Genomic DNA, 18,699 nt, shown 5'->3' on the forward strand with positions numbered 1-18,699 from the left:
CATCAGATAATTAACACTCACTGGCAGGATGATACCCCAACCCAGACGCTCCTTGCAGGGGCAGCGTGCAGGGGCGGAGCTCGCTTAGTGCGGCTGCGGCACTGCTGCGCGCTCCAGCCGACAGGCGGCGTACTTGAACTCGGGTATTTTGCCGTAAGGATCCAAGGCCGGGTTGGTGAGCAGATTGGCGGCGGCCTCAGCGTAGGCAAATGGCACGAAGACCATACCATTGGGGATTTTGTCGTCCACTCTGGCGGTCAGCGTGATCGCGCCCCTCCGCGTAATGATGGTGAGCTTCTCGCCCGGCGACACCCCCAAGCGATGGAGTTCACCCGCTGAAAGACAGGCGACCGCTTCTGGTTCTAGCGCGTCGAGCACCTGGGCGCGCCGCGTCATGGAGCCCGTATGCCAATGCTCTAACTGACGACCCGTGGTCAATACCGTGGGGTACTCGTGATCCACCGGCTCATCCGGGGGAAGCGGACGCGCAGGGGCGAATTTGGCCAGCCCGCCAGCGCGCGGAAAGGCGTCGCTAAACACCACATCCTGACCCGGTTCATCCTCGGCTGGGCAGGGGTATGTGACAGAGCTCTCCCGCGCTAGCCGCTCCCAGCTAATATGGTTGAATGAGTGCATCCCCTGCTGCATTTCAGCAAACACGTCTTGCGGGTGCTGATAGCGCCAGTTCAGCCCAAAGCGGTTAGCGATCTCCTGGATGATCCACCAGTCTGGCTTGGCGTCTCCTGGCAACGGTAAGGCAGCACGCCCAAGCTGTACTTGGCGGTTGGTGTTGGTCACGGTGCCCTCTTTTTCGGGCCATGCAGAGGCAGGCAAAATGACATCGGCAAACTGGGCGGTTTCAGTGACGAACAGATCCTGCACCACCAAATGCTCGAGCTTACCCAGCGCGGCGCGGGCATGGGTAAGGTCCGGATCAGACATCGCCGGATTTTCACCCAAGATGTACATGCCACGCACCTCGCCTGCATGAATCGCATTCATCACTTCCACCACCGTCAGTCCAGGCTCATTGCTCAGCGGCGTGTTCCATAGCGCTTCAAACGCGGCGCGTAGCTGGCTATCGCCTACTGGCTGGTAGTCCGGCAGCACCATGGGAATCAGCCCCGCATCCGACGCCCCCTGCACGTTATTTTGACCCCGCAGCGGGTGCAGGCCCGTGCCGGGGCGACCGGTATGGCCGCAGGCCAGTGCCAGCGAAATCAGGCAGCGGGCGTTGTCGGTGCCATGGGTATGCTGGGAAATACCCATACCCCAGAAAATCATCGCTTTTTCGGCGTTGGCGTAGCGCCGCGCCACTTCACGAATGGTGTCGGGGGAGACGCCGCATAGTGCGCTCATGGCTTCCGGTGTACTGTGAGCGACGCTCAGCTTGAGCGCGCCAAAGCCCTCAGTGTGGGCGTCGATGTAGGCTTGGTCATACAGGCCTTCCGCAATGATCACATGGAGCAGCGCGTTGAACAGCGATACATCCGCCCCTGGTGTAAAACGCACGCTCATGCTGGCGTATGCGTCCAGCGCCTGCCCGCGAGGGTCGAGAATAATGATCTCGGTGCCCTGCTTGGCTGCCTGCTTGAAGAATGTCGCCGCCACGGGGTGATTCACTGCCGGATTGCAGCCGGTAAGGATCACCACATCAGCCTCCAGCGCCTGCATAAACGAAGCGGTCACCGCGCCAGAGCCTAAGCACTCCATCAGCGCCGCGACGGAGCTGGCATGGCAAAGCCGCGTGCAGTGGTCCACGTTATTACTGCCAAAGCCGGTACGCACCAACTTCTGGAACAGCCACGCCTCTTCGTTAGAGCATTTGGCGCTGCCAAAGCCCGCCAACGCTTTGGGGCCTTGCGCCTGTTTAATCGTCATTAGGCCGCCCGCCGCGATTCCCAGCGCTTCGTCCCAATTGGCCTCACGGAAATGGCTGAAAGGATTGGCAGGATCAAAGGTAGGGTCGAGCGCTTTGGGAATCCCAGGCAAGCGTATCAGTGGCTTGGTCAGGCGTGCCGGGTGGCTCACGTAATCAAACCCAAACCGGCCTTTCACGCACAGGCGGTTCTGGTTAGCGGGGCCGTTGCGCCCTTCCACATAAGCCAGGGCATCGTCGTTAATATGGTATGTCAGCTGGCAGCCCACCCCGCAATAGGGGCACACGGAATCTACCTGCCGCTGGCTTTGAGAATCGCCCTGACCTTGGGCATTGACCACGGTGGCAGGCATCAGCGCGCCGGTGGGGCACGCTTGCACGCACTCGCCGCAGCCCACACAGGTGCTCTGGCCCATCGGGTCGGCAAAATCAAATACCACGGTGGCGGCTGCGCCTCGCTGCGCCATGCCGATGACATCGTTACTCTGCACCTCGCGGCAGGCGCGCACGCACAGGTTGCAGGTAATGCAAGCGTCCAAGTTGACGTGCATCGCCGGGTGACTGGTATCCGGCTGGCTCACCTTCGGTGCCGCCGCCGCATGGCTGACGGCGACTGAGCGGCGTGCTGGCAGCCACGACTTAACGGCCGCTTCGTCGACCGCCAGTTGGTCGGCTACTTCCCAGAAGTGGCTGGAGCGGTCTGGGCTTTGGGCGCGGCTGGGCTGGTCGGCCATCAGCAGTTCCAATACCGTTTCACGCGCTTGTGTGGCACGGGGCGAGTGGGCGCTGCGCACCACCATGCCGGGTTTGGCCTCGCGGATACAGCTTGCCGCCAGCACGCGCTCGCCTTCCACTTCCACCATACAGGCACGGCAATTGCCATCGGCACGGTAGCCGGGGGCGTCTTTGAAACAGAGGTGAGGAATGGTCTCGCCAGCGCGCTTGGCCACCTGCCAAAGAGTTTCTCCGTGGTAGGCAGTGACGTCTTGATCATCCAATACAATAGTGAACGAAGCGGTCATGGTGCACTCCCTTCAGCGGCATCACTGACGATAATCTGCTGCTGGGCGAGCGCAGGGCGGAAATCCTTGAGTAGTCCTAAGACAGGATTCGGTGCCGCTTGCCCCAGGCCGCAAATCGAGGCGTCCTGCATCACTTGCGCCAGCCGAGTGAGCGCTTGCACATCCCATGTGGGTTGCTCCAGCAGGCTGAGCATTTTCTCGCTGCCTACCCGGCAAGGCGTGCACTGCCCGCAGGATTCATCGGCAAAAAAAGCCAGCAGATTGGTGGCCACCGCCTGAAGGTTATCCTGATCAGACAGCACGATTATCGCCGCTGACCCAATAAAACTGCCGTGCGCCTGAAGCGTATCAAAATCCAGCGGCACATCGGCTTTGCTGGCCGGCAGAATGCCACCCGAGGCCCCGCCGGGCAGGTAAGCGGCCAGCGTATGTCCTTCTGCCATGCCGCCCGCATACTCTTCAACCAACTCGCGCAGCGTGATGCCTGCTGGTGCCAAGTACACACCGGGCTTGTTCACTCGACCAGAGATAGAAAAACTGCGTAGGCCCCGCCGTCCGTGGCGCCCATGTCCGGTAAACCATTCCGCCCCTTTGTTCCAAATGGCGGGAATCCAGTAAACGGTTTCGACGTTATTGACCAGCGTGGGACGACCAAATAGCCCCTCCTGGGCCACGTAAGGCGGTCGGTGGCGCGGCTTGCCGGGCTTGCCCTCAAGGGATTCGATCAGCGCCGACTCTTCGCCACAAATATAAGCGCCCGCTCCCCGGCGCATGAGGATGAAGCCCCGCGCGACGATGCCCGCCTGCTCAAGCTCTGCAATCGCCTCATGGAGCACGCGGTGTAGGCCGGGGTACTCGTCGCGCAGATAGATATAGAGCGCCTCGGCCTCGATCGCCCAAGCGCTCACCAGTGCGCCCTCAAGAAACTGATGCGGCGCGCGCTCTAAATAGTAGCGGTCTTTGAACGTCCCCGGCTCGCCTTCGTCAGCGTTGATGACGCAGTAGCGTGGCCCGGCGGCTTGACGCACGGCCTGCCACTTTTTGAAGGTAGGGAAGCCCGCGCCTCCTAAGCCTCGCAGGCCCGAGGTTTCAAGCGTCTGCAGCACCTCATCAATGTTGACCTTACCGCTTCGGGCATTGGCCAGTAACTGGTAACCGCCCATCTGCTGATAGTCGCCAAGCCGCTGCCATAGGATCGCTTCAGGATGAAAGTGCCCCGTGTCCACGACAGCTTCTACACCGTCTGCGGTGGCATACAGCACATGGTGGTGGCCAACTTCAGCCACCGGCGCGGTATCGCAGCGACCCATACAGGGCGCACGGATCACTCGCACGCAGTCAGGGTCAACGCGGGCTTCCAACGCTTTGTGTAGCGCACTGGCCCCTGCTAATTGGCACGAGAGAGAATCACAGACGCGAATCGTCGTATCCGGGGGAGGCGCTTGTTGGTCATGCACGACATCGAAGTGGGCGTAGAACGTCGCCGTCTCGTACACCGCCGCCATAGGCAGGTTCATATAGGCTGCCAGGGCGCGCAGTTCCACGAGCGATAGATGGCCGTGGGCGTCCTGAAGGGTGTGCAGGTGCTCTATCAGCAGGTCGCGGCGTTTCAAGCTGGGCGTTTGGCGCTCATCGCCCAATAAATCGCGAAGTGCCGCCAGCGCCACGGGGGCGATATCGCGCCCATTGGGGTAGCCGCGACGGCGGCGAGAAGACGTTACAGATTGAGAAGTCATGACGCGCCATCCAGAGCTAGGCCAAAGAACGTTACAAACACCGCCGTCAAAGCCGCTATGCTCAGTGAAGCGTACAAACGTTGCGACAGCGACTCGATGGGCAGCCCGCCAAGAGCGATGCCAGCGTTGAGGGCTTTTCATAGCATAGAGGGTAAGCGTCAGCGGGGAAACCATCGCGTCTGTTGGTGGTGCAGCTCACTATGGCCGCTCTCTACACCAAGCAAGACTGGCAACGGGGCGCGACTCTCTTTATTATCTCCCGTCATTTTAATGGGTTAGGAGCGTGGCATGGATAAGCGAATATCTTGGATCATCACGCTCTTGTTAGTAGCAACATTCATCTCTTCGCCGTCATTCGCCGCATCGTCTGCCAAGATCATCGCCTCGTTTTCGGTGATCGAGGATTTGGTCAAACGCGTTGCCGGTGACGACATTTCCATTACGACGATCGTACCGATCGGTGAAGATGTGCATCGCTGGGAACTCACCCCGCCTAACGTACTCGCCGTCGAAGAGGCCGATATCGTGTTTTACAACGGCCATGGATTAGAGCCGTGGATTCGTCATTTAAAAGCGATGGCCAGCGATAGGCTGACGCTAGTCGCACTCGCCGAGATGGCCGACTATCCGACCCTGACACTACAGCAGGGGCAGTACGAGGGAAGCCCTGACCCACATATGTGGATGGCTCCGCACGGTGCAGCGGCCTATATCGATGTCATCATGCACACCCTCAGCGCCCGCTTTCCCGAGCGTGCCGACGCATTTCGAACGCGCGCTGAAGAGGCCAAGGACGCGCTTTCGTTACTCGACCAGCAGGTCATCGAACGCTTGGAGGGCATCCCCCACACCAATCGACTGATCACCATGAGTGAAGCCGGACTAAGCTACTTTGCCCACGCTTACGGATTCGAGTTCGCGGCCATTTGGGGGCTGAATAGCGAAACGATGGGCAGCGCTCACGACATGGCCAGCATGAGTGAGCGTCTGGTTGACAAGCGCCCGCCAGCGCTATTTTTTGAGAGCACGACACCCGACATTCACATGGACGCCCTAGCCCGGGAGACCGGTTTGACGCTGGCAGGCCCACTCTACGTTGATACGTTGAGTGAGGCCGACGGGCCCGCTTATAACTACCCCGCTTTGCTACACCACACTACCGAGCTTTTGCATGAAGCCCTGGGGGGCGCAAGAGCCGAGGAGTAGCCGTTAGCTGAGTTAGCCGAGTAGATCGCGGAGGGAGGAGACGAGCAGATCAGGCTGGCTCTGCGCGATAGGCTCGCCGTGGTTATAGCCGTACGGCAACGCCACAGTGGCAAAGCCAGCCGCCTTACCCGCCGCAATATCGTGGCGAGAATCACCTACCATCACGCTGGCTGACGGAGCAATGTCTAACGCTTGCGCCACATGAATCAATGGCACCGGACTTGGCTTTTTCTCGCTGAGCGAATCGCCCCCCACGGTAAGCGTAAACAGTGCTAGCAAACCGAAGTGATCTAAAATAGGCGCAATGAACCGCTCGGGTTTGTTGGTGATCAGGGCCAGGGCAAAACCTGCTTCACGCAGTGCGTGAAGCGCTTCCGATACGCCAGGGTAAAGCGTCGTCCACGCGTTGGGTGCAGCTCCGTAGTGGCGCATGAACGCTTCATAGCCGTTCTGCTGCAGCGCCGCCTCGGGTCGCTCACCTAGCGCCCAGGTCAGCGCTCGCTCCACCAGCACCTGAGCGCCGTTGCCCACCCAGTCGCGAACCTGCGCTTCACTCGGCTGGGCCAGCCCAATGTCGTGCAGCGCCCGCTGCACGCCAACGGCCAAATCCGGCACCGAGTCGATCAACGTACCGTCTAGATCAAAGGCAATTAACCGTTTTTCTTGCAAAATGGTATGCACGCGCCGGCCTCACTGATGCGTCTAAGCGACTGGTTCACGATAATGTCGATTAATTCCATCATCTTACCCGTTTAGACCTTCGTCATACAGCGTAGAAAGTTCTATGCTGTGGCTATATTTGCCAAGGAGAGAGTAATGGCCATTCCCCGAATTGTGATTGTGGGCGGAGGTGCAGGCGGGCTAGCCCTTGCCACACGCCTTGGGCATACGCTGGGCAAGAAAAAGCGCGCTGAGATCGTCCTACTCGACCGCAATGCCACCCACGTATGGAAACCGCTGTTGCACGAGCTAGCTACCGGGGTACTCAACTCCAGCATGGATGAAGTGGATTATCGCGGTCACTCCTCGGCCCACTACTACCGCTACCAGCGCGGCTCGCTGAATGGCTTGGATCGTGACAAGAAGGTCATTCACCTAGCGCCCATCGAAGACGAAGATGGCATGGAAGTGCTTCCCGCCCGCCAGCTCACCTACGATTACTTGGTACTTGCGCTAGGCAGTGTATCCAACGATTTTGGCACCCAAGGCGTTGCAGAGCACTGCCACTTCATCGACTCTCCCCAGCAGGCCAAAGCCTTCCAGCGGGACATGATCAACACGTTTCTGCGCTATACTGACCCCAGTCTGCGCCAACACACTCAGCTCACCATTGGCATCGTCGGGGGCGGAGCGACGGGCGTTGAACTGTCCGCCGAACTCCTCGACGCATCTCGGCTGCTCAATGCCTACGGCGTCACAGCGGTGGATCACCAAACGATCAGCGTGCATTTGATCGAGGCAGCACCGCGTCTGCTGCCCGGCTTATCCGAACGTATCAGCCAGACCGTTCAGCAGGAACTCGAGAGCCTGGGTGTCACCGTGCATGTCGGCACGGCAATTCAAGAAGCTCAGGAGTATCAGTTGGTCACAGGGGACGGGGAAATAATAGAAACCGACCTGAATGTGTGGGCGGCAGGCATCAAGGCTCCCTCGTTTTTGGCCGAGCTGGGTTTGAGCACGAATAAGCGCCACCAGATCAACGTCAAACAGACACTACAAAGCGTGGACGACTCGCATATTTTTGCGATGGGCGACTGTGCTTGCTGCCCCCAAGGCGACGAAGCCACGGTACCGCCTCGCGCTCAGGCTGCGCATCAGCAGGCAAAGCTACTAGCGAAGAATTTAGAACACTGTCTAGCTAAAAAGCCGCTGCAAGACTTTACCTATCACGACCATGGCTCATTGGTATCGCTGGCCCGCTACGATGCCGTCGGGAACTTGATGCGCAGCTCGGCCTCGCGAGGTCTGTTTTTGGAGGGATGGCTCGCGCGCCAAGCCTACGCGTCGCTCTATCGCATGCATCAGCTCTCGATTCACGGCGCGCCGAAAACCGGGCTTGCTTGGCTAGTGGATAAATTGAACCGCTACCTCAAACCACGTATGAAACTTCACTAAGGACATGTAAAGGGCGGAAGATCAGCCGCCCTTTTGTGTTTTAGCGCGCTTTCCGTCTCAGCGCACCTTAGCGAGCTGCGTTCGCATCTGCTGAATCACGCTGTCGTAGCCATGCGGGTCGCTTGCCTGATGGGCGTTAAAAATCGCCGAACCAGCAACAAAGGTATCGGCACCAGCGGCGGCGATGTCTGCAATATTGTCGACTTTCACGCCGCCATCGATTTCAAGGCGAATCGGCAAGTCCGCCGCATCGATACGCGCCCGTGCCTCGCGCAGTTTGTCCAACGTACCGGGAATGAATGACTGGCCGCCAAACCCAGGATTGACGCTCATCAGCAGCACCATATCCACTTTATCCATCACATAATCGAGGTATGACAACGGTGTGGCCGGGTTGAACACCAACCCTGCTTTGCAGCCGCCATCACGAATGAGCTGCAAAGAGCGATCGATATGTTCGGAGGCTTCGGGGTGAAAAGTGATGTAGCTAGCCCCAGCCTCGATGAAATCGCTGATCATACGATCCACTGGCTTCACCATCAGATGAACATCGATGGGTGCGGTCACACCATGGTCGCGAAGGGCCTTGCATACCATCGGCCCAATGGTCAGGTTTGGCACGTAATGGTTATCCATCACATCAAAATGCACCACATCGGCGCCAGCCGCCAGAACGTTATCGACCTCCTCGCCCAACCGCGCAAAATTGGCGGAGAGTATCGACGGGGCAATCAAAAATTCCTGGGCAGCGCTCATGGCGGGGTCCTCGGATAAACAGTACGTGATGATGAGATAAGAAAGACATTCAAGCGCATATCTTACCAGAGCTGCTCACGAAGCCCTATGCCCAGAACGCACGACCAACCAGCCTGAAAGACGGGCCATGCTCGCTCGATACGTCAACACATATTTCCAAATAGAATATAAAACACGATTGTAATTCCACAATCCAAGGTTTAACCTTAACAGCATTGCGAGCATCATCGCCCATCGTTTCTAGGAGTTTGCAATGACGTCATCCACTGCATTCCGTACTACCCTTCGCCGCAGCCTGCTGGCCGTCGCCCTAGGTACTGCCGTTTCTGGCATGACCTTCTCCAGCGCTGCCGTTGCTCAGGAACGCGAGCTACTGAACTCTTCCTACGACATCGCCCGTGAGCTGTTTGCCGCCATCAACCCAGAGTTCCAGGCATGGTGGGAAGAGGCGCATGACGAAGAAGTCGCCATCAGTCAGTCGCACGGCGGCTCCTCTGCTCAGGCGCGTGCCATCATGCAGGGGCTACGTGCCGACGTCGTGACGTTCAACCAAGTGACCGATGTTCAGGTACTGGCCGATGCGGGTCTGGTAGCAGAAGATTGGCAGGATGCGTTCCCGAACAACGCCTCGCCCTACTACTCCACCACGGCGTTTTTGGTGCGTAAAGGCAACCCTAAGGGCATCGAAAGCTGGGATGACTTAGCCCAGGAAGACGTTCAGATCGTTTTCCCTAACCCGAAAACCTCGGGTAACGGCCGCTACACCTACTTAGCCGCTTGGGGCTTCGCCGAAAACGAATTCGACGGTGACGAAGAGCAGATACAGGACTTCATGCGCACTTTCCTGCGTAACGTTGCCGTCTTCGACACCGGCGGCCGTGGTGCCACGACCAGCTTCATCGAGCGCGGCATTGGTGATGTATTGATCAGCTTCGAGTCAGAAGTGAACAATATCCGCAGCGAGTACGGCAGCGATGACTACGAAGTGGTCGTTCCGCCAGTCAGCATTCTGGCCGAATTCCCGGTGGCAGTCGTGGGTGAGAACGCCGAGCGTAACGGGAACAGCGACCTCGCCCAGGGCTACCTGGAGTACCTCTACACCGAAGAAGCGCAGCGCCAGCTAGCAGGTTTCAACTACCGCGTTCATAACGAGACGGTGGTCGACGAGTTTGCCGACCAGTTCCCCGACACCGAGCTATTCGAAGTCGAGAACGTGTTCGGCAGCTGGGAAGAAGCGATGGAGACCCACTTCGAAGGCGGTGCTCTTCTCGATCAACTGCAGCGTCGTTAACGGTATCTCATGAGCCAGTTAGCATTTTGGCGATCCGGCAGCACGCGCGTGCTGCCGGGTTTTGGTCTATCCATGGGCATCAGCGTGCTGTTCATCTCGCTGGTACTGCTTCTGCCGATGACGGGGCTGTTCGGTCAGCTTTCCGAACTGAGCTTGGCCGAGTATGTTGCGATCATCACCGAGGGCCGCGTGGTGGCCAGCTACATGGTCACCATCGGCGCGGCAGCGGTCGCCGCGCTGGTGAATGCGGTATTTGGCCTGCTTTTGGCTTGGGTACTGGTACGCTATGAGTTCCCCGGCAAACGCCTGCTCGATGCGCTGATGGATCTCCCTTTTGCCCTGCCCACCGCAGTGGCAGGCATTACCCTCGCCACGCTTTATGCGGGCAACGGTTGGGTGGGCAGTATCATCGAGCCGATGGGGTTTCAGGTCGCTTATACTTGGGTGGGAATTGCCCTAGCGATGGCCTTCACCAGTATCCCTTTCGTGGTGCGCACGGTTCAGCCGGTGCTGGAAGATTTACCCGCCGAAGTGGACGAAGCCGCGATGTCCCTGGGTGCCACCGATGGCGTGGCATTTCGCCGCGTCATCATGCCGCATCTATGGCCCGCGCTCGTCACCGGCACCGGGCTTGCCTTCGTGCGCTCACTGGGCGAGTTCGGCGCGATCATCTTCATTGCGGGTAACATGCCCTACGAAACCGAAATTACCGCGCTGATGATCTTCGTCAAGCTGCAGGAGTATGACTATGCGGGGGCATCCGCCATTGCCTCGGTGGTGCTGTTCGTCTCGCTAGCACTGCTGCTCGCCATCAACATCTGGCAGGGGCGTTTCGTGCGCCGCCTGCATGGAGGAAAAGGATAATGCGCCGGATTGGTGACGCGCCCACCGTGCGGCGCTTGTTGATTGGCGCAGCCTTGCTGCTGTCCGCGCTATTTCTGCTGCTGCCGCTGGTGGCTATTTTTGCTCAAGCGTTCTCTCAAGGTGTGGCAGTGTTTTGGGGGAACGTGAGCAATACGTTCACTCTGCACGCCATTGGTCTCACGCTGATCATCGCGCTGATGACCATCCCCATCTGCTTGGTCTTCGGTGTCGCCTTGGCGTGGCTGGTGACGCGCTTTAGCTTTCCGGGACGGCGCATTCTGCAAACGCTGATCGACATTCCGTTTGCCGTCTCTCCCGTCGTCGCTGGCTTGATCTATCTCCTACTGTACGGCCGCAACGGCTGGATCGGAGGCTGGCTCGATAGCCACGACATTCAGCTGATGTTCGCCTGGCCGGGCATTTTGATGGTGACCGTCTTCGTCACCTGCCCATTCGTGGCGCGGGAATTGATTCCGCTCATGCAGGCGCAAGGGTCACGCGAGGAAGAAGCCGCCGTGACGTTAGGTGCTTCTGGTTGGACGACGTTTTGGCGGGTCACACTGCCCAACATCCGCTGGGCACTACTGTACGGCATCATCCTGACCAATGCCCGTGCGGTGGGTGAATTTGGCGCGGTGTCGGTTGTCTCAGGAGCCATTCGCGGGCAAACCAATACGCTACCGCTACACCTAGAGCAGCTTTATCAGGACTACAACGCCGTCGGGGCGTTTGCCAGCGCTGCGCTGTTGGCGCTGATTGCCCTGTTCACGCTTGCGGCCAAGGCAGGCCTTGAATGGCGCGCATCGCGCCGGGAGGCATTCTCATGAGTATTCGCTTACAGAATATCGCCAAACACTTTGCCAACACCCAGGCGCTCGAACCGATCAATTTGGATATTCACGAAGGTGAACTGGTGGGCTTGCTAGGCCCCTCCGGCTCGGGCAAAACCACTCTGCTACGCATCATAGCCGGCCTGGAAAGCGCCGACCGCTCGCCGCAGCCGGGTAAAATACTGTTCGGCGACCGTGACGTTACCCACGTGCACGTTCGCGATCGTCGTATCGGCTTCGTCTTCCAGCACTACGCCCTGTTTCGCCATATGAGCGTCTATGACAACGTGGCGTTTGGTCTCACGGTGATGCCGAAAAAGCGTCGTCCTTCCAGCGGCGACATTCGTGCACGGGTGTTTAGACTCCTGGAAATGGTTCAGCTTCAGCACTTGGCAAATCGGCTCCCTGCACAGCTTTCCGGTGGCCAGCAGCAGCGCGTATCGTTGGCGCGCGCACTCGCCGTAGAGCCAGACGTACTGTTGCTCGATGAGCCGTTTGGGGCATTGGATGCTAAAGTGCGTCAAGATCTGCGCCGCTGGCTGCGTCGCCTGCACGACGAGCTGAACTTCACCAGCGTGTTCGTCACCCACGATCAGGAAGAAGCACTGGAGCTCTCAGACCGTGTGGTCGTCATGAGCAACGGCCGCATCGAGCAGATCGACACGCCGGATACGCTCTACCGCGCGCCGAAGAACCGCTTCGTGTTCGAGTTCTTGGGGGATGTGAACCACCTAGAAGGGCGCGTTCGCAATGGCGTACTGACCTGCGGCGATGCCCACCTGAACGTGGACTTGTCCGACGGCGATGAAGAGCTGTTGCTCCGCCCCCATGAGGTGCGCCTTGCAGAGGAGCCCAGTGCGGAGTGCCACCTACCGGTGACCGTTACCGCCATCTCCCCGGTCGGTGCCGAAGTGCGCGTAGAGCTAGAGGCCGACTGGCTAGCCACTCCGTGGCAAGCCACCGTTCGCCATGCCGATTTCGAGCGCCTGCATATGCGCCGCGGCCAGCGGTTGTTTGCCCATCCGCGCCAGTGGCACCGTTTCAAAGAAGAGGCCAAAACACCCGAGCAACAGACCCGCGTGGCCTAGCCATGGCTGGCGTCTCGCGTAAACTCAGGTCTATACTGCGGCCTTTGTCTCGTTCAACCAGGATGATTGCGGAGAGTAATATGCGTCGGCGTCACTTTTTACGCGCGTCGGGTGCGCTGCTGGCCACCTTACTGGTAGCAGGCTGCGCAAGCCCTCAGTATCTACAGCTCAACCCCACCCGTAGCGCCAACGTGCCACAAACCGGCTCGGGTCAACAAGTTACCGTCGTGGCCGTCGACGCCCGGCCGAGTGAAGTCATTGGTACGCGGACGGGCGGCAACATGTCCACCGCGCAGATTACCGTCAGCAGTCACGAATTGATCCCGCGCCTGCAGGCCGAAGCCGAACGCGCCGCCAGCGATATGGGGTTCACTCCCACCCGCGAAACCGCGCAGGGTCGTCCCAGTTTGACGCTAGAGCTTGCCAGCTTGGATTACGGACGTGGCGACAGTGGCCAGCCGCTGATCGATGAAGCGCGCATCGAAGGGGTGTTCCGTGCGATCGCACACAACCAGGGCACGACTTATACCGGCACGTATACGTCACGCCGTACCCAAGGCTACGCCATCAAGCCCGGCGAGGATGCCAATACACGTATGCTCAACGATCTGCTTAGCGATGGACTGAATCGGGCGTTCAGTGACCCAGAGCTGGGCAGGCTGCTAGCCCGATAAGCGCTCGTTTATACCCGTGGCCCGCGACGTTCTAACGCCCATAGGCTCTCGCTGCGGCCACGAGCATCAGCCTCTAGACGAGCCAGCCGCTCGACATGGAAGTTGGGCGTCATCAAGCGCTCGATTTCGTCATCCGGCACGCTAAAAGGCGGCCCCGCTTCGCCATCGCCATGGGTAAGCCCCACCAACAGCCCTTTTGCTCCCGGCGGGGTCAATTGCGCCAAATGAAAGGCATAACGCTCTCGCGTTGCCGGTGGCAATGCAATCAAAGAGGCCCGGTCGTAGAACGCGCCCACTTCTGCCGCTTGCTGAATATGCAGATGAAAAAAGTCACCGCACCACAGCTCGATACTGCCCTGCCGAGACACCTCGAACCCCGCTTGGGTATAGCGCGAAACACCGCTGCGTCGCTGAGCCAAAAACTGCTCGATGGCCTCCGGTGCAAGCTCGATGCCGAGCACTGGGTGCCCGCGATCCGCCAGCCAGCGCATGTCTAGGCTCTTCCCACATAGTGGCACCAGCACTTTGGTCCCATCGGCCACGCCTAATTCCGGCCAGTGCTTGACCAGCGCAGGATGAGTCTCCTCGAGATGAAAGCCGATGCGCCCCTCTTGCCAGCGCTGCCGCCAGGGATTCTCCATGAGCCACCTCGTTATTGCTTGGAAAGCACGTTTAGAACCAGCGATCGCGCTTTTTACGACGGCGCGGTAAATGCGGCACGATCAAGCCTACCAACAGACCGGCCCCTGCCACACCGCCACCGTACATGAAGTAGCGCATCAGCAAGTCCTCCTCCTGGGTATCCAAGCGGGCCTGCAGGGCGCGCACCTGCTGGCGAGACTGCTCCGCTTGATTGTCCAACTCGGCGTTTCGGGCTTCCAGGTCGGCGATGCGCTGCTCGCGAATATCCAGAGTTTCCGTCATGGAGGAAACCCGCTGCTCCCAGGTATCGTTGATTCCGTCTAGCTCTTGCGTCAGCTCTTCAACCTGGGCTTGCAGCTCGGGAAGCTGCTGACGCGCGCTGGGCGTTTGCTGCAGCTCATTGCTGAGCACCCAAACGGTGTCGCCGCTGTTACTGCGTACCCGTGTGTAATCGCCGCTGGTTTCCAGCACCTCGACCTGCTCGCCGGCGTTCAGCGTTCCCACAATGCGATAACCATCTGTCGGCCCGCTACGCACATAGGTGCTCAGTTCATCGCTCACCCAAGCTTGGCTATCGGATTGAGCTAGCGCTGCTTGGCTGCTCACGGTTAACAGCACGCCCACAGCGGCGGCATAACAGTTACTGCGAATTTTTTCTACTTGCATGACGTCATGTCCTGGTCAAAAAAACGCGCGTGGCCGACGAAGCCGCCGCGCGTGTCGCTCAAAGCGTTGCGCATGTCTTAGGCGCTTACCCTTCCCCGCGGGGCGGTAACGGGAAGGGACGAGGAAACTCTGCGACGCGAGCATCACTTTTCACGGCTTTCAACGGGCCTTCACGCTCTACCTCATCGATCCGCACAATGGCATTCAACGGCAGGTAGCTACGCTTCACTCCCTCGAAGGTTCGCTGCAGTTTTTCCGCTCCTGGATCCACCACCACCCGCGACGCATCGTCAAAGACAAACTCCTCGACTTCAATAAAGCCCCAGAGTTCGCTTTGAAAGATCTCTCTGACGTATAAATCCCAAATTTCACCCTGCTGGTGAACCACTACACGGTAGATCGGCTTGGCCGCCATCTTGGCCTAATCCTCTTGCCACTTGAACGTATCGTTACTGGGCAAGCCTACCATATTCGCGCTGGGCTCTTTAGCAGACATCGCTAACGTGGGCGAATTCCCGCTATTTTCGCTTCAGAAGCTGCTAATTAGCCCAGAATGGTTCGGGTCGTGTATGGTGAAGAGAGCAGTTGGCAAGACCATTCATCACCCCAGAGGAGTCAACACCATGCAAAAGGATCCCAATAAGGGCTATATCGCCCTCTTAGGCTGGAGCCTCAATGCGATCGAAGCGGCGGAAAACTTTGACCGCCGATATATCGTGGTGGCACCCGACTGGGCGGAGGAGTACTGCCAAAAGCACGACATTCCCTACGTCCCTTGGAACTTCGAGCGCCTCAATGACCGCTCCATGGAGATCGCCGAAACGCTCAAGGAAAAAGGCGTCGACGTGGCGATCCCCCTATTCGAAGAGACCGTGGAGTGGGCGGGGGCCATCAACTCGGTGCTGCTCGACAATCCGCGTCTTTACGGCCAGTCGCTGCTACTGCGTGATAAGGCACTCATGAAACGCCGCGCACAGCTTGGTGGCATTCGGGTGGGCATTTTCGAAGAAGCCCACGACAAAGAGGATGTCATCCGCTTTCTCAAGCGCGTCAACCAGACGCTGTTGAAGCTCGATGGCGACCCCAACGACCCCATCCACCTCAAGGCCTTCGACAAAGCGGGTTGTTTGGGCCACCGGGTCATTCGTACCCCTGACGAAGTCGATACGATCCCCGAGGAGGAGTTTCCAGTCCTGATGGAGTCACACCTGGATGGCTGGGAGTTCGCGGTAGAAGCGTGGATTCACGATGGCAAAATCGCCTTTTTGAACATTTCCGAGTACGTCACGCTGGGCTACTCGGTCTTCGTGCCTGCTTCCCCAGAATTGGAGAAGTATCGCGCGCAAATCACCGCGCAGATCGAAAAACTGATCAAAGCCTTCGATATCGAATTCGGTCTGATTCACCCCGAATACTTCGTCACCAGCGACGGTGAGATGTACTTTGGTGAGGTCGCCTACCGTCCGCCGGGCTTCAAAGTCTTCGAACTGTTGGAGCGGGTTTACGGCTTTAACGCCTATCAGGCGTCCATGCTGGTCTTCGACCCGAAAAGCACCAAAGAAGAAGTGGCTGAGTTCTTCCCGAAAGAGATCGTCGATGCCGACGGCTTTGCAGGCTGCTTCGGCGTCTATCCACGCCGCCGCGTCGTGAGCCGCCTAGAGATTCCAGAAGAGACGGAAGATCACCCCTACTTCGAGTCTCACGAGCTGACCCCACCGCTGGAAGAGACCGTCACGAAACGCACCGCCTTTGGCACTCACTGGGGGTTGATCTACTTTAAGGGTGACGATGCACATACGATTCGCGATCTCCTCAAACGCCAAGAAGATCTCGACTTCTATGTATAATCCCCGCTTACGCTGGGATAAGGAGTCACCGTGACGACCAAGCACGAGGCTACTGCCACACAAGATGGCAAGCTTGCTGGACTACTGAGCAAATTCGATGATGCATTGCGCCTGCTTTCGCAGGCGCCAACCTTTTCTAAACCGTCAAAGCTCCCCCGCGTGCTCGACACTGCACGCCGCGTGCTCCTTCAAGCAGGCGGATGTGCCGCTCTGGAGCATCGCTCGATGGATATCGAGTCTGCCGGGGTCTTTGAAGGTTCCGATTGGGCAACTCCTCAGTTTTTGGTACCTACTTTGACGACCTTCTCGCTGAAAAGCGCCGATGCCAACGTGGTCGTCATCGAAGCGCTCAGCGAATTACGGCTTCTCGCCGTCGCCAAGGGCGATTATGCCCACCCGCTCGTTTCTCAAGAGCATGCCCATCACTACCTTACCCAGGTCATGGCGATCAATCTGTGGCTGCTCTTCAACGCACCCAGCGAAGCCGAGCGAGAGACCCAAGGGCGCTTAGCCAACATTTCTCGTCAGCTGTTTCACCATCTGGCCGAGCGTATCGGCTATGAGTACGTCATCGATCAGTTGATCGATGAGATCTGGCGCATTCTCAAGCAGCGCCCGATTCAGGTCGATGCCATTAAACAGATGATCACCCAGATTGCACTCTGCCAAGCCAATCCAGACATCGATCTAGGGGCCAGCGGCCATGGCGCGGATCGACTCGTCAGCTCGCTATATGGCCCGACACAAGCCTGCCGGGAAGATCCCGGCATCGATATCTACCGAGGGCGTCTGGAGCGAATGGATAACGCCACGCTTCAGGCAGAATCCATTGGTTTTGCCCGCGCCATGCACGATACCGGCCTGGTATCTCCTTACCATGCGGTGCTATTACGCTACCTGCTAGAAGAGGGCGACCACCTGCTCTCCGAAGCCCTTGGGCTCTCCTCCACCGGCCGCGACTGTTTGCTCTGCTACCGAGAGCTGGTGCATGCACTGATTCGCAGCGGTGTTTACCCGGCCACCGCGCAGGCGGTGTACGGTCTGGCACTTTTACTAGAACGCGGCATCCTCTATCAACCGCCTGTCGCACCCGCCATGTGGCGTCAGCTCAACCTTCAACTCTCCGAGTGGGCCGAGGCGCGTTTGACCCTGGCGTATGGCGAGGTAGCCTCACCCCGTGCACGGCTCATCGAGGGTGTATTGTGCATGCTAGGGCTACCGCTGGGTGTCGGTCAGGGTAACAACCCTACCTGCCAATCGGCGCGGGCACTCTCCATGTGGGCCTATAACGACCCGGACTATCTGCTGCAGATGGTGACTTGGGCGGCGCGGGACGATGAAATCATCATGCACTTCGAAGGCCAGCCGATTTCCTCCAACGAGAGTATCTCGGGCGTGGCTACCGAGCTGCCGATGGATCTCGATCCGGTGTCACTGATCGTAGTGCCCCATCTGGACCGAATTTATGCCGAGATGGGACGTCGCTGCTTAGGTCGCGAGGGCGATCCACACCGTTGGGTCAACCCTGAATTTCATGGCTGGTGGTCTGGCCGTGGCTTCAGCATCAATGTCGATGTCGCGACCGGCCAGTTGGCCGAGGTCGATAGTTTCGTCCGCCATTTTTATGCCAGCTATCATCCGTACTACAACGGCAACCAGCCGTTGATTCATCCCCAGCCTGCGGGTATTGCCGTGACCGACAGCGCCGCACGGTTTATTGGCTGGCACGCCATTACGATTTTGCGCGCCTCGCTAGACCCCAACGACATCATGCGGGTCTACTTCTACAATCCCAACAACGACAGTGGCCAAGATTGGGGCGACGGGGTCAAGGTCAGCACGTCCGGCAACGGCGAGCGCTTTGGCGAGGCATCCCTGCCCTTCGAGCAGTTCACCTCGCGACTCTATATTTACCACTACGACCCCTTAGAGCGCGGCGAACTGGCGACGGTATCCACCGAGGAGCTCGACCGCGTGAAGGGATATCTGCATCGTAGTTGGGGAGCGACTCGTCTCCCTTCCGCCGCGCTACAGGCTGACCAGGGGCCCCAATAACCCGGGCGCTTTACCATCACAGACATGA

Annotated in this window: 16 protein-coding genes; 9 read left to right on the plus strand and 7 right to left on the minus strand. The window is 58.8% G+C overall.

The annotated features are described in order from the left end of the window. Positions 1 to 84: 84 nt before the first annotated feature. Together fdhF and MHM37_RS07605 are read right to left on the minus strand one after the other, a co-directional pair. Positions 85 to 2,901 (minus strand): formate dehydrogenase subunit alpha, encoded by a 2,817-nt coding sequence (gene fdhF, locus MHM37_RS07600; protein ID WP_239296244.1) that lies wholly within the window; start codon positions 2,899 to 2,901, stop codon positions 85 to 87. Next, positions 2,898 to 4,637 carry an NADH-ubiquinone oxidoreductase-F iron-sulfur binding region domain-containing protein gene (locus MHM37_RS07605; protein WP_239296242.1) on the minus strand — a complete coding sequence of 580 codons (1,740 nt, stop codon included), beginning with the start codon at positions 4,635 to 4,637 and terminating at the stop codon, positions 2,898 to 2,900. The genes fdhF and MHM37_RS07605 overlap by 4 nt, the downstream gene beginning before the upstream one ends. 288 nt (positions 4,638 to 4,925) lie before the next feature. Here MHM37_RS07605 and MHM37_RS07610 point away from each other — a divergent pair, with 288 nt between their 5' ends. Beyond that, positions 4,926 to 5,843, plus strand: a complete 918-nt coding sequence (locus MHM37_RS07610; RefSeq protein WP_239296241.1) for a zinc ABC transporter substrate-binding protein — start codon at positions 4,926 to 4,928, stop codon at positions 5,841 to 5,843. Between the two features lie 12 nt (positions 5,844 to 5,855). Here MHM37_RS07610 and MHM37_RS07615 read toward each other — a convergent pair whose 3' ends face one another. Further along, a complete protein-coding gene (locus tag MHM37_RS07615) occupies positions 5,856 to 6,524 on the minus strand; it encodes a phosphoglycolate phosphatase (RefSeq protein ID WP_239296240.1) in 669 nt (222 codons plus the stop codon). A 135-nt stretch (positions 6,525 to 6,659) separates the two neighbouring features. Here MHM37_RS07615 and MHM37_RS07620 point away from each other — a divergent pair, with 135 nt between their 5' ends. Next, positions 6,660 to 7,958: an NAD(P)/FAD-dependent oxidoreductase gene (locus MHM37_RS07620; RefSeq protein ID WP_139525581.1), complete on the plus strand. Its 1,299-nt coding sequence runs from the start codon at positions 6,660 to 6,662 to the stop codon at positions 7,956 to 7,958. Between the two features lie 57 nt (positions 7,959 to 8,015). Here the strand turns inward: MHM37_RS07620 and rpe are convergent, their stop codons facing one another. Further along, the gene (gene rpe, locus MHM37_RS07625; protein WP_139525580.1) at positions 8,016 to 8,714 is read right to left on the minus strand and encodes a ribulose-phosphate 3-epimerase; all 699 of its coding nucleotides are present in this window, start codon (positions 8,712 to 8,714) and stop codon (positions 8,016 to 8,018) included. Between the two features lie 253 nt (positions 8,715 to 8,967). On the opposite strand from rpe, the gene cysP reads away from it, so the two are divergent. From cysP to MHM37_RS07650, 5 genes are all read left to right on the plus strand, one after another. Beyond that, positions 8,968 to 10,005, plus strand: coding sequence for a thiosulfate ABC transporter substrate-binding protein CysP (gene cysP, locus MHM37_RS07630; RefSeq protein WP_153842416.1), 1,038 nt, complete (start codon positions 8,968 to 8,970; stop codon positions 10,003 to 10,005). A gap of 9 nt (positions 10,006 to 10,014) precedes the next feature. Continuing rightward, complete coding sequence (gene cysT, locus MHM37_RS07635) at positions 10,015 to 10,869, plus strand: sulfate ABC transporter permease subunit CysT (RefSeq protein WP_139525578.1); 855 nt, start codon at positions 10,015 to 10,017, stop codon at positions 10,867 to 10,869. After that, the gene (cysW, locus tag MHM37_RS07640; RefSeq protein ID WP_139525577.1) at positions 10,869 to 11,696 is read left to right on the plus strand and encodes a sulfate ABC transporter permease subunit CysW; all 828 of its coding nucleotides are present in this window, start codon (positions 10,869 to 10,871) and stop codon (positions 11,694 to 11,696) included. Before cysT ends, cysW begins: the two co-directional genes overlap by 1 nt. Beyond that, positions 11,693 to 12,787, plus strand: coding sequence for a TOBE-like domain-containing protein (locus tag MHM37_RS07645; protein WP_219863243.1), 1,095 nt, complete (start codon positions 11,693 to 11,695; stop codon positions 12,785 to 12,787). The genes cysW and MHM37_RS07645 overlap by 4 nt, the downstream gene beginning before the upstream one ends. 80 nt (positions 12,788 to 12,867) lie before the next feature. Continuing rightward, positions 12,868 to 13,461 carry a YajG family lipoprotein gene (locus MHM37_RS07650; protein ID WP_139525575.1) on the plus strand — a complete coding sequence of 198 codons (594 nt, stop codon included), beginning with the start codon at positions 12,868 to 12,870 and terminating at the stop codon, positions 13,459 to 13,461. An 8-nt stretch (positions 13,462 to 13,469) separates the two neighbouring features. Here MHM37_RS07650 and MHM37_RS07655 read toward each other — a convergent pair whose 3' ends face one another. From MHM37_RS07655 to MHM37_RS07665, 3 genes are all read right to left on the minus strand, one after another. Beyond that, the gene (locus MHM37_RS07655) at positions 13,470 to 14,102 is read right to left on the minus strand and encodes a thiopurine S-methyltransferase (RefSeq protein ID WP_139525574.1); all 633 of its coding nucleotides are present in this window, start codon (positions 14,100 to 14,102) and stop codon (positions 13,470 to 13,472) included. Between the two features lie 31 nt (positions 14,103 to 14,133). Beyond that, positions 14,134 to 14,769: a TIGR04211 family SH3 domain-containing protein gene (locus MHM37_RS07660; RefSeq protein WP_139525573.1), complete on the minus strand. Its 636-nt coding sequence runs from the start codon at positions 14,767 to 14,769 to the stop codon at positions 14,134 to 14,136. An 85-nt stretch (positions 14,770 to 14,854) separates the two neighbouring features. Continuing rightward, positions 14,855 to 15,184 (minus strand): DUF1820 family protein, encoded by a 330-nt coding sequence (locus MHM37_RS07665; protein WP_009100748.1) that lies wholly within the window; start codon positions 15,182 to 15,184, stop codon positions 14,855 to 14,857. A gap of 208 nt (positions 15,185 to 15,392) precedes the next feature. Here MHM37_RS07665 and MHM37_RS07670 point away from each other — a divergent pair, with 208 nt between their 5' ends. Both MHM37_RS07670 and MHM37_RS07675 read left to right on the plus strand, forming a co-directional pair. Then, complete coding sequence (locus tag MHM37_RS07670) at positions 15,393 to 16,616, plus strand: carboxylate--amine ligase (protein ID WP_139525572.1); 1,224 nt, start codon at positions 15,393 to 15,395, stop codon at positions 16,614 to 16,616. A gap of 30 nt (positions 16,617 to 16,646) precedes the next feature. Beyond that, complete coding sequence (locus tag MHM37_RS07675) at positions 16,647 to 18,671, plus strand: hypothetical protein (RefSeq protein WP_139525571.1); 2,025 nt, start codon at positions 16,647 to 16,649, stop codon at positions 18,669 to 18,671. Positions 18,672 to 18,699 lie beyond the last annotated feature (28 nt).

Origin of the sequence: Halomonas sp. MMH1-48 (assembly GCF_022348105.1) — a bacterium.
Classification (GTDB): Bacteria; Pseudomonadota; Gammaproteobacteria; order Pseudomonadales; family Halomonadaceae; genus Vreelandella; species Vreelandella piezotolerans.

What these genes read in the sequence shown, in the direction of transcription:
- MHM37_RS07620 (WP_139525581.1), top strand. Translation starts at nt 6,660, where the DNA reads ATGGCCATTCCCCGAATTGTGATTGTGGGCGGAGGTGCAGGCGGGCTA.
- MHM37_RS07650 (WP_139525575.1), top strand. Translation starts at nt 12,868, where the DNA reads ATGCGTCGGCGTCACTTTTTACGCGCGTCGGGTGCGCTGCTGGCCACC.
- MHM37_RS07670 (WP_139525572.1), top strand. Translation starts at nt 15,393, where the DNA reads ATGCAAAAGGATCCCAATAAGGGCTATATCGCCCTCTTAGGCTGGAGC.
- MHM37_RS07610 (WP_239296241.1), top strand. Translation starts at nt 4,926, where the DNA reads ATGGATAAGCGAATATCTTGGATCATCACGCTCTTGTTAGTAGCAACA.
- MHM37_RS07605 (WP_239296242.1), bottom strand. Translation starts at nt 4,637, where the DNA reads ATGACTTCTCAATCTGTAACGTCTTCTCGCCGCCGTCGCGGCTACCCC.
- cysP (WP_153842416.1), top strand. Translation starts at nt 8,968, where the DNA reads ATGACGTCATCCACTGCATTCCGTACTACCCTTCGCCGCAGCCTGCTG.
- rpe (WP_139525580.1), bottom strand. Translation starts at nt 8,714, where the DNA reads ATGAGCGCTGCCCAGGAATTTTTGATTGCCCCGTCGATACTCTCCGCC.
- cysW (WP_139525577.1), top strand. Translation starts at nt 10,869, where the DNA reads ATGCGCCGGATTGGTGACGCGCCCACCGTGCGGCGCTTGTTGATTGGC.
- fdhF (WP_239296244.1), bottom strand. Translation starts at nt 2,901, where the DNA reads ATGACCGCTTCGTTCACTATTGTATTGGATGATCAAGACGTCACTGCC.
- MHM37_RS07665 (WP_009100748.1), bottom strand. Translation starts at nt 15,184, where the DNA reads ATGGCGGCCAAGCCGATCTACCGTGTAGTGGTTCACCAGCAGGGTGAA.
- MHM37_RS07645 (WP_219863243.1), top strand. Translation starts at nt 11,693, where the DNA reads ATGAGTATTCGCTTACAGAATATCGCCAAACACTTTGCCAACACCCAG.
- MHM37_RS07660 (WP_139525573.1), bottom strand. Translation starts at nt 14,769, where the DNA reads ATGCAAGTAGAAAAAATTCGCAGTAACTGTTATGCCGCCGCTGTGGGC.
- MHM37_RS07655 (WP_139525574.1), bottom strand. Translation starts at nt 14,102, where the DNA reads ATGGAGAATCCCTGGCGGCAGCGCTGGCAAGAGGGGCGCATCGGCTTT.
- cysT (WP_139525578.1), top strand. Translation starts at nt 10,015, where the DNA reads ATGAGCCAGTTAGCATTTTGGCGATCCGGCAGCACGCGCGTGCTGCCG.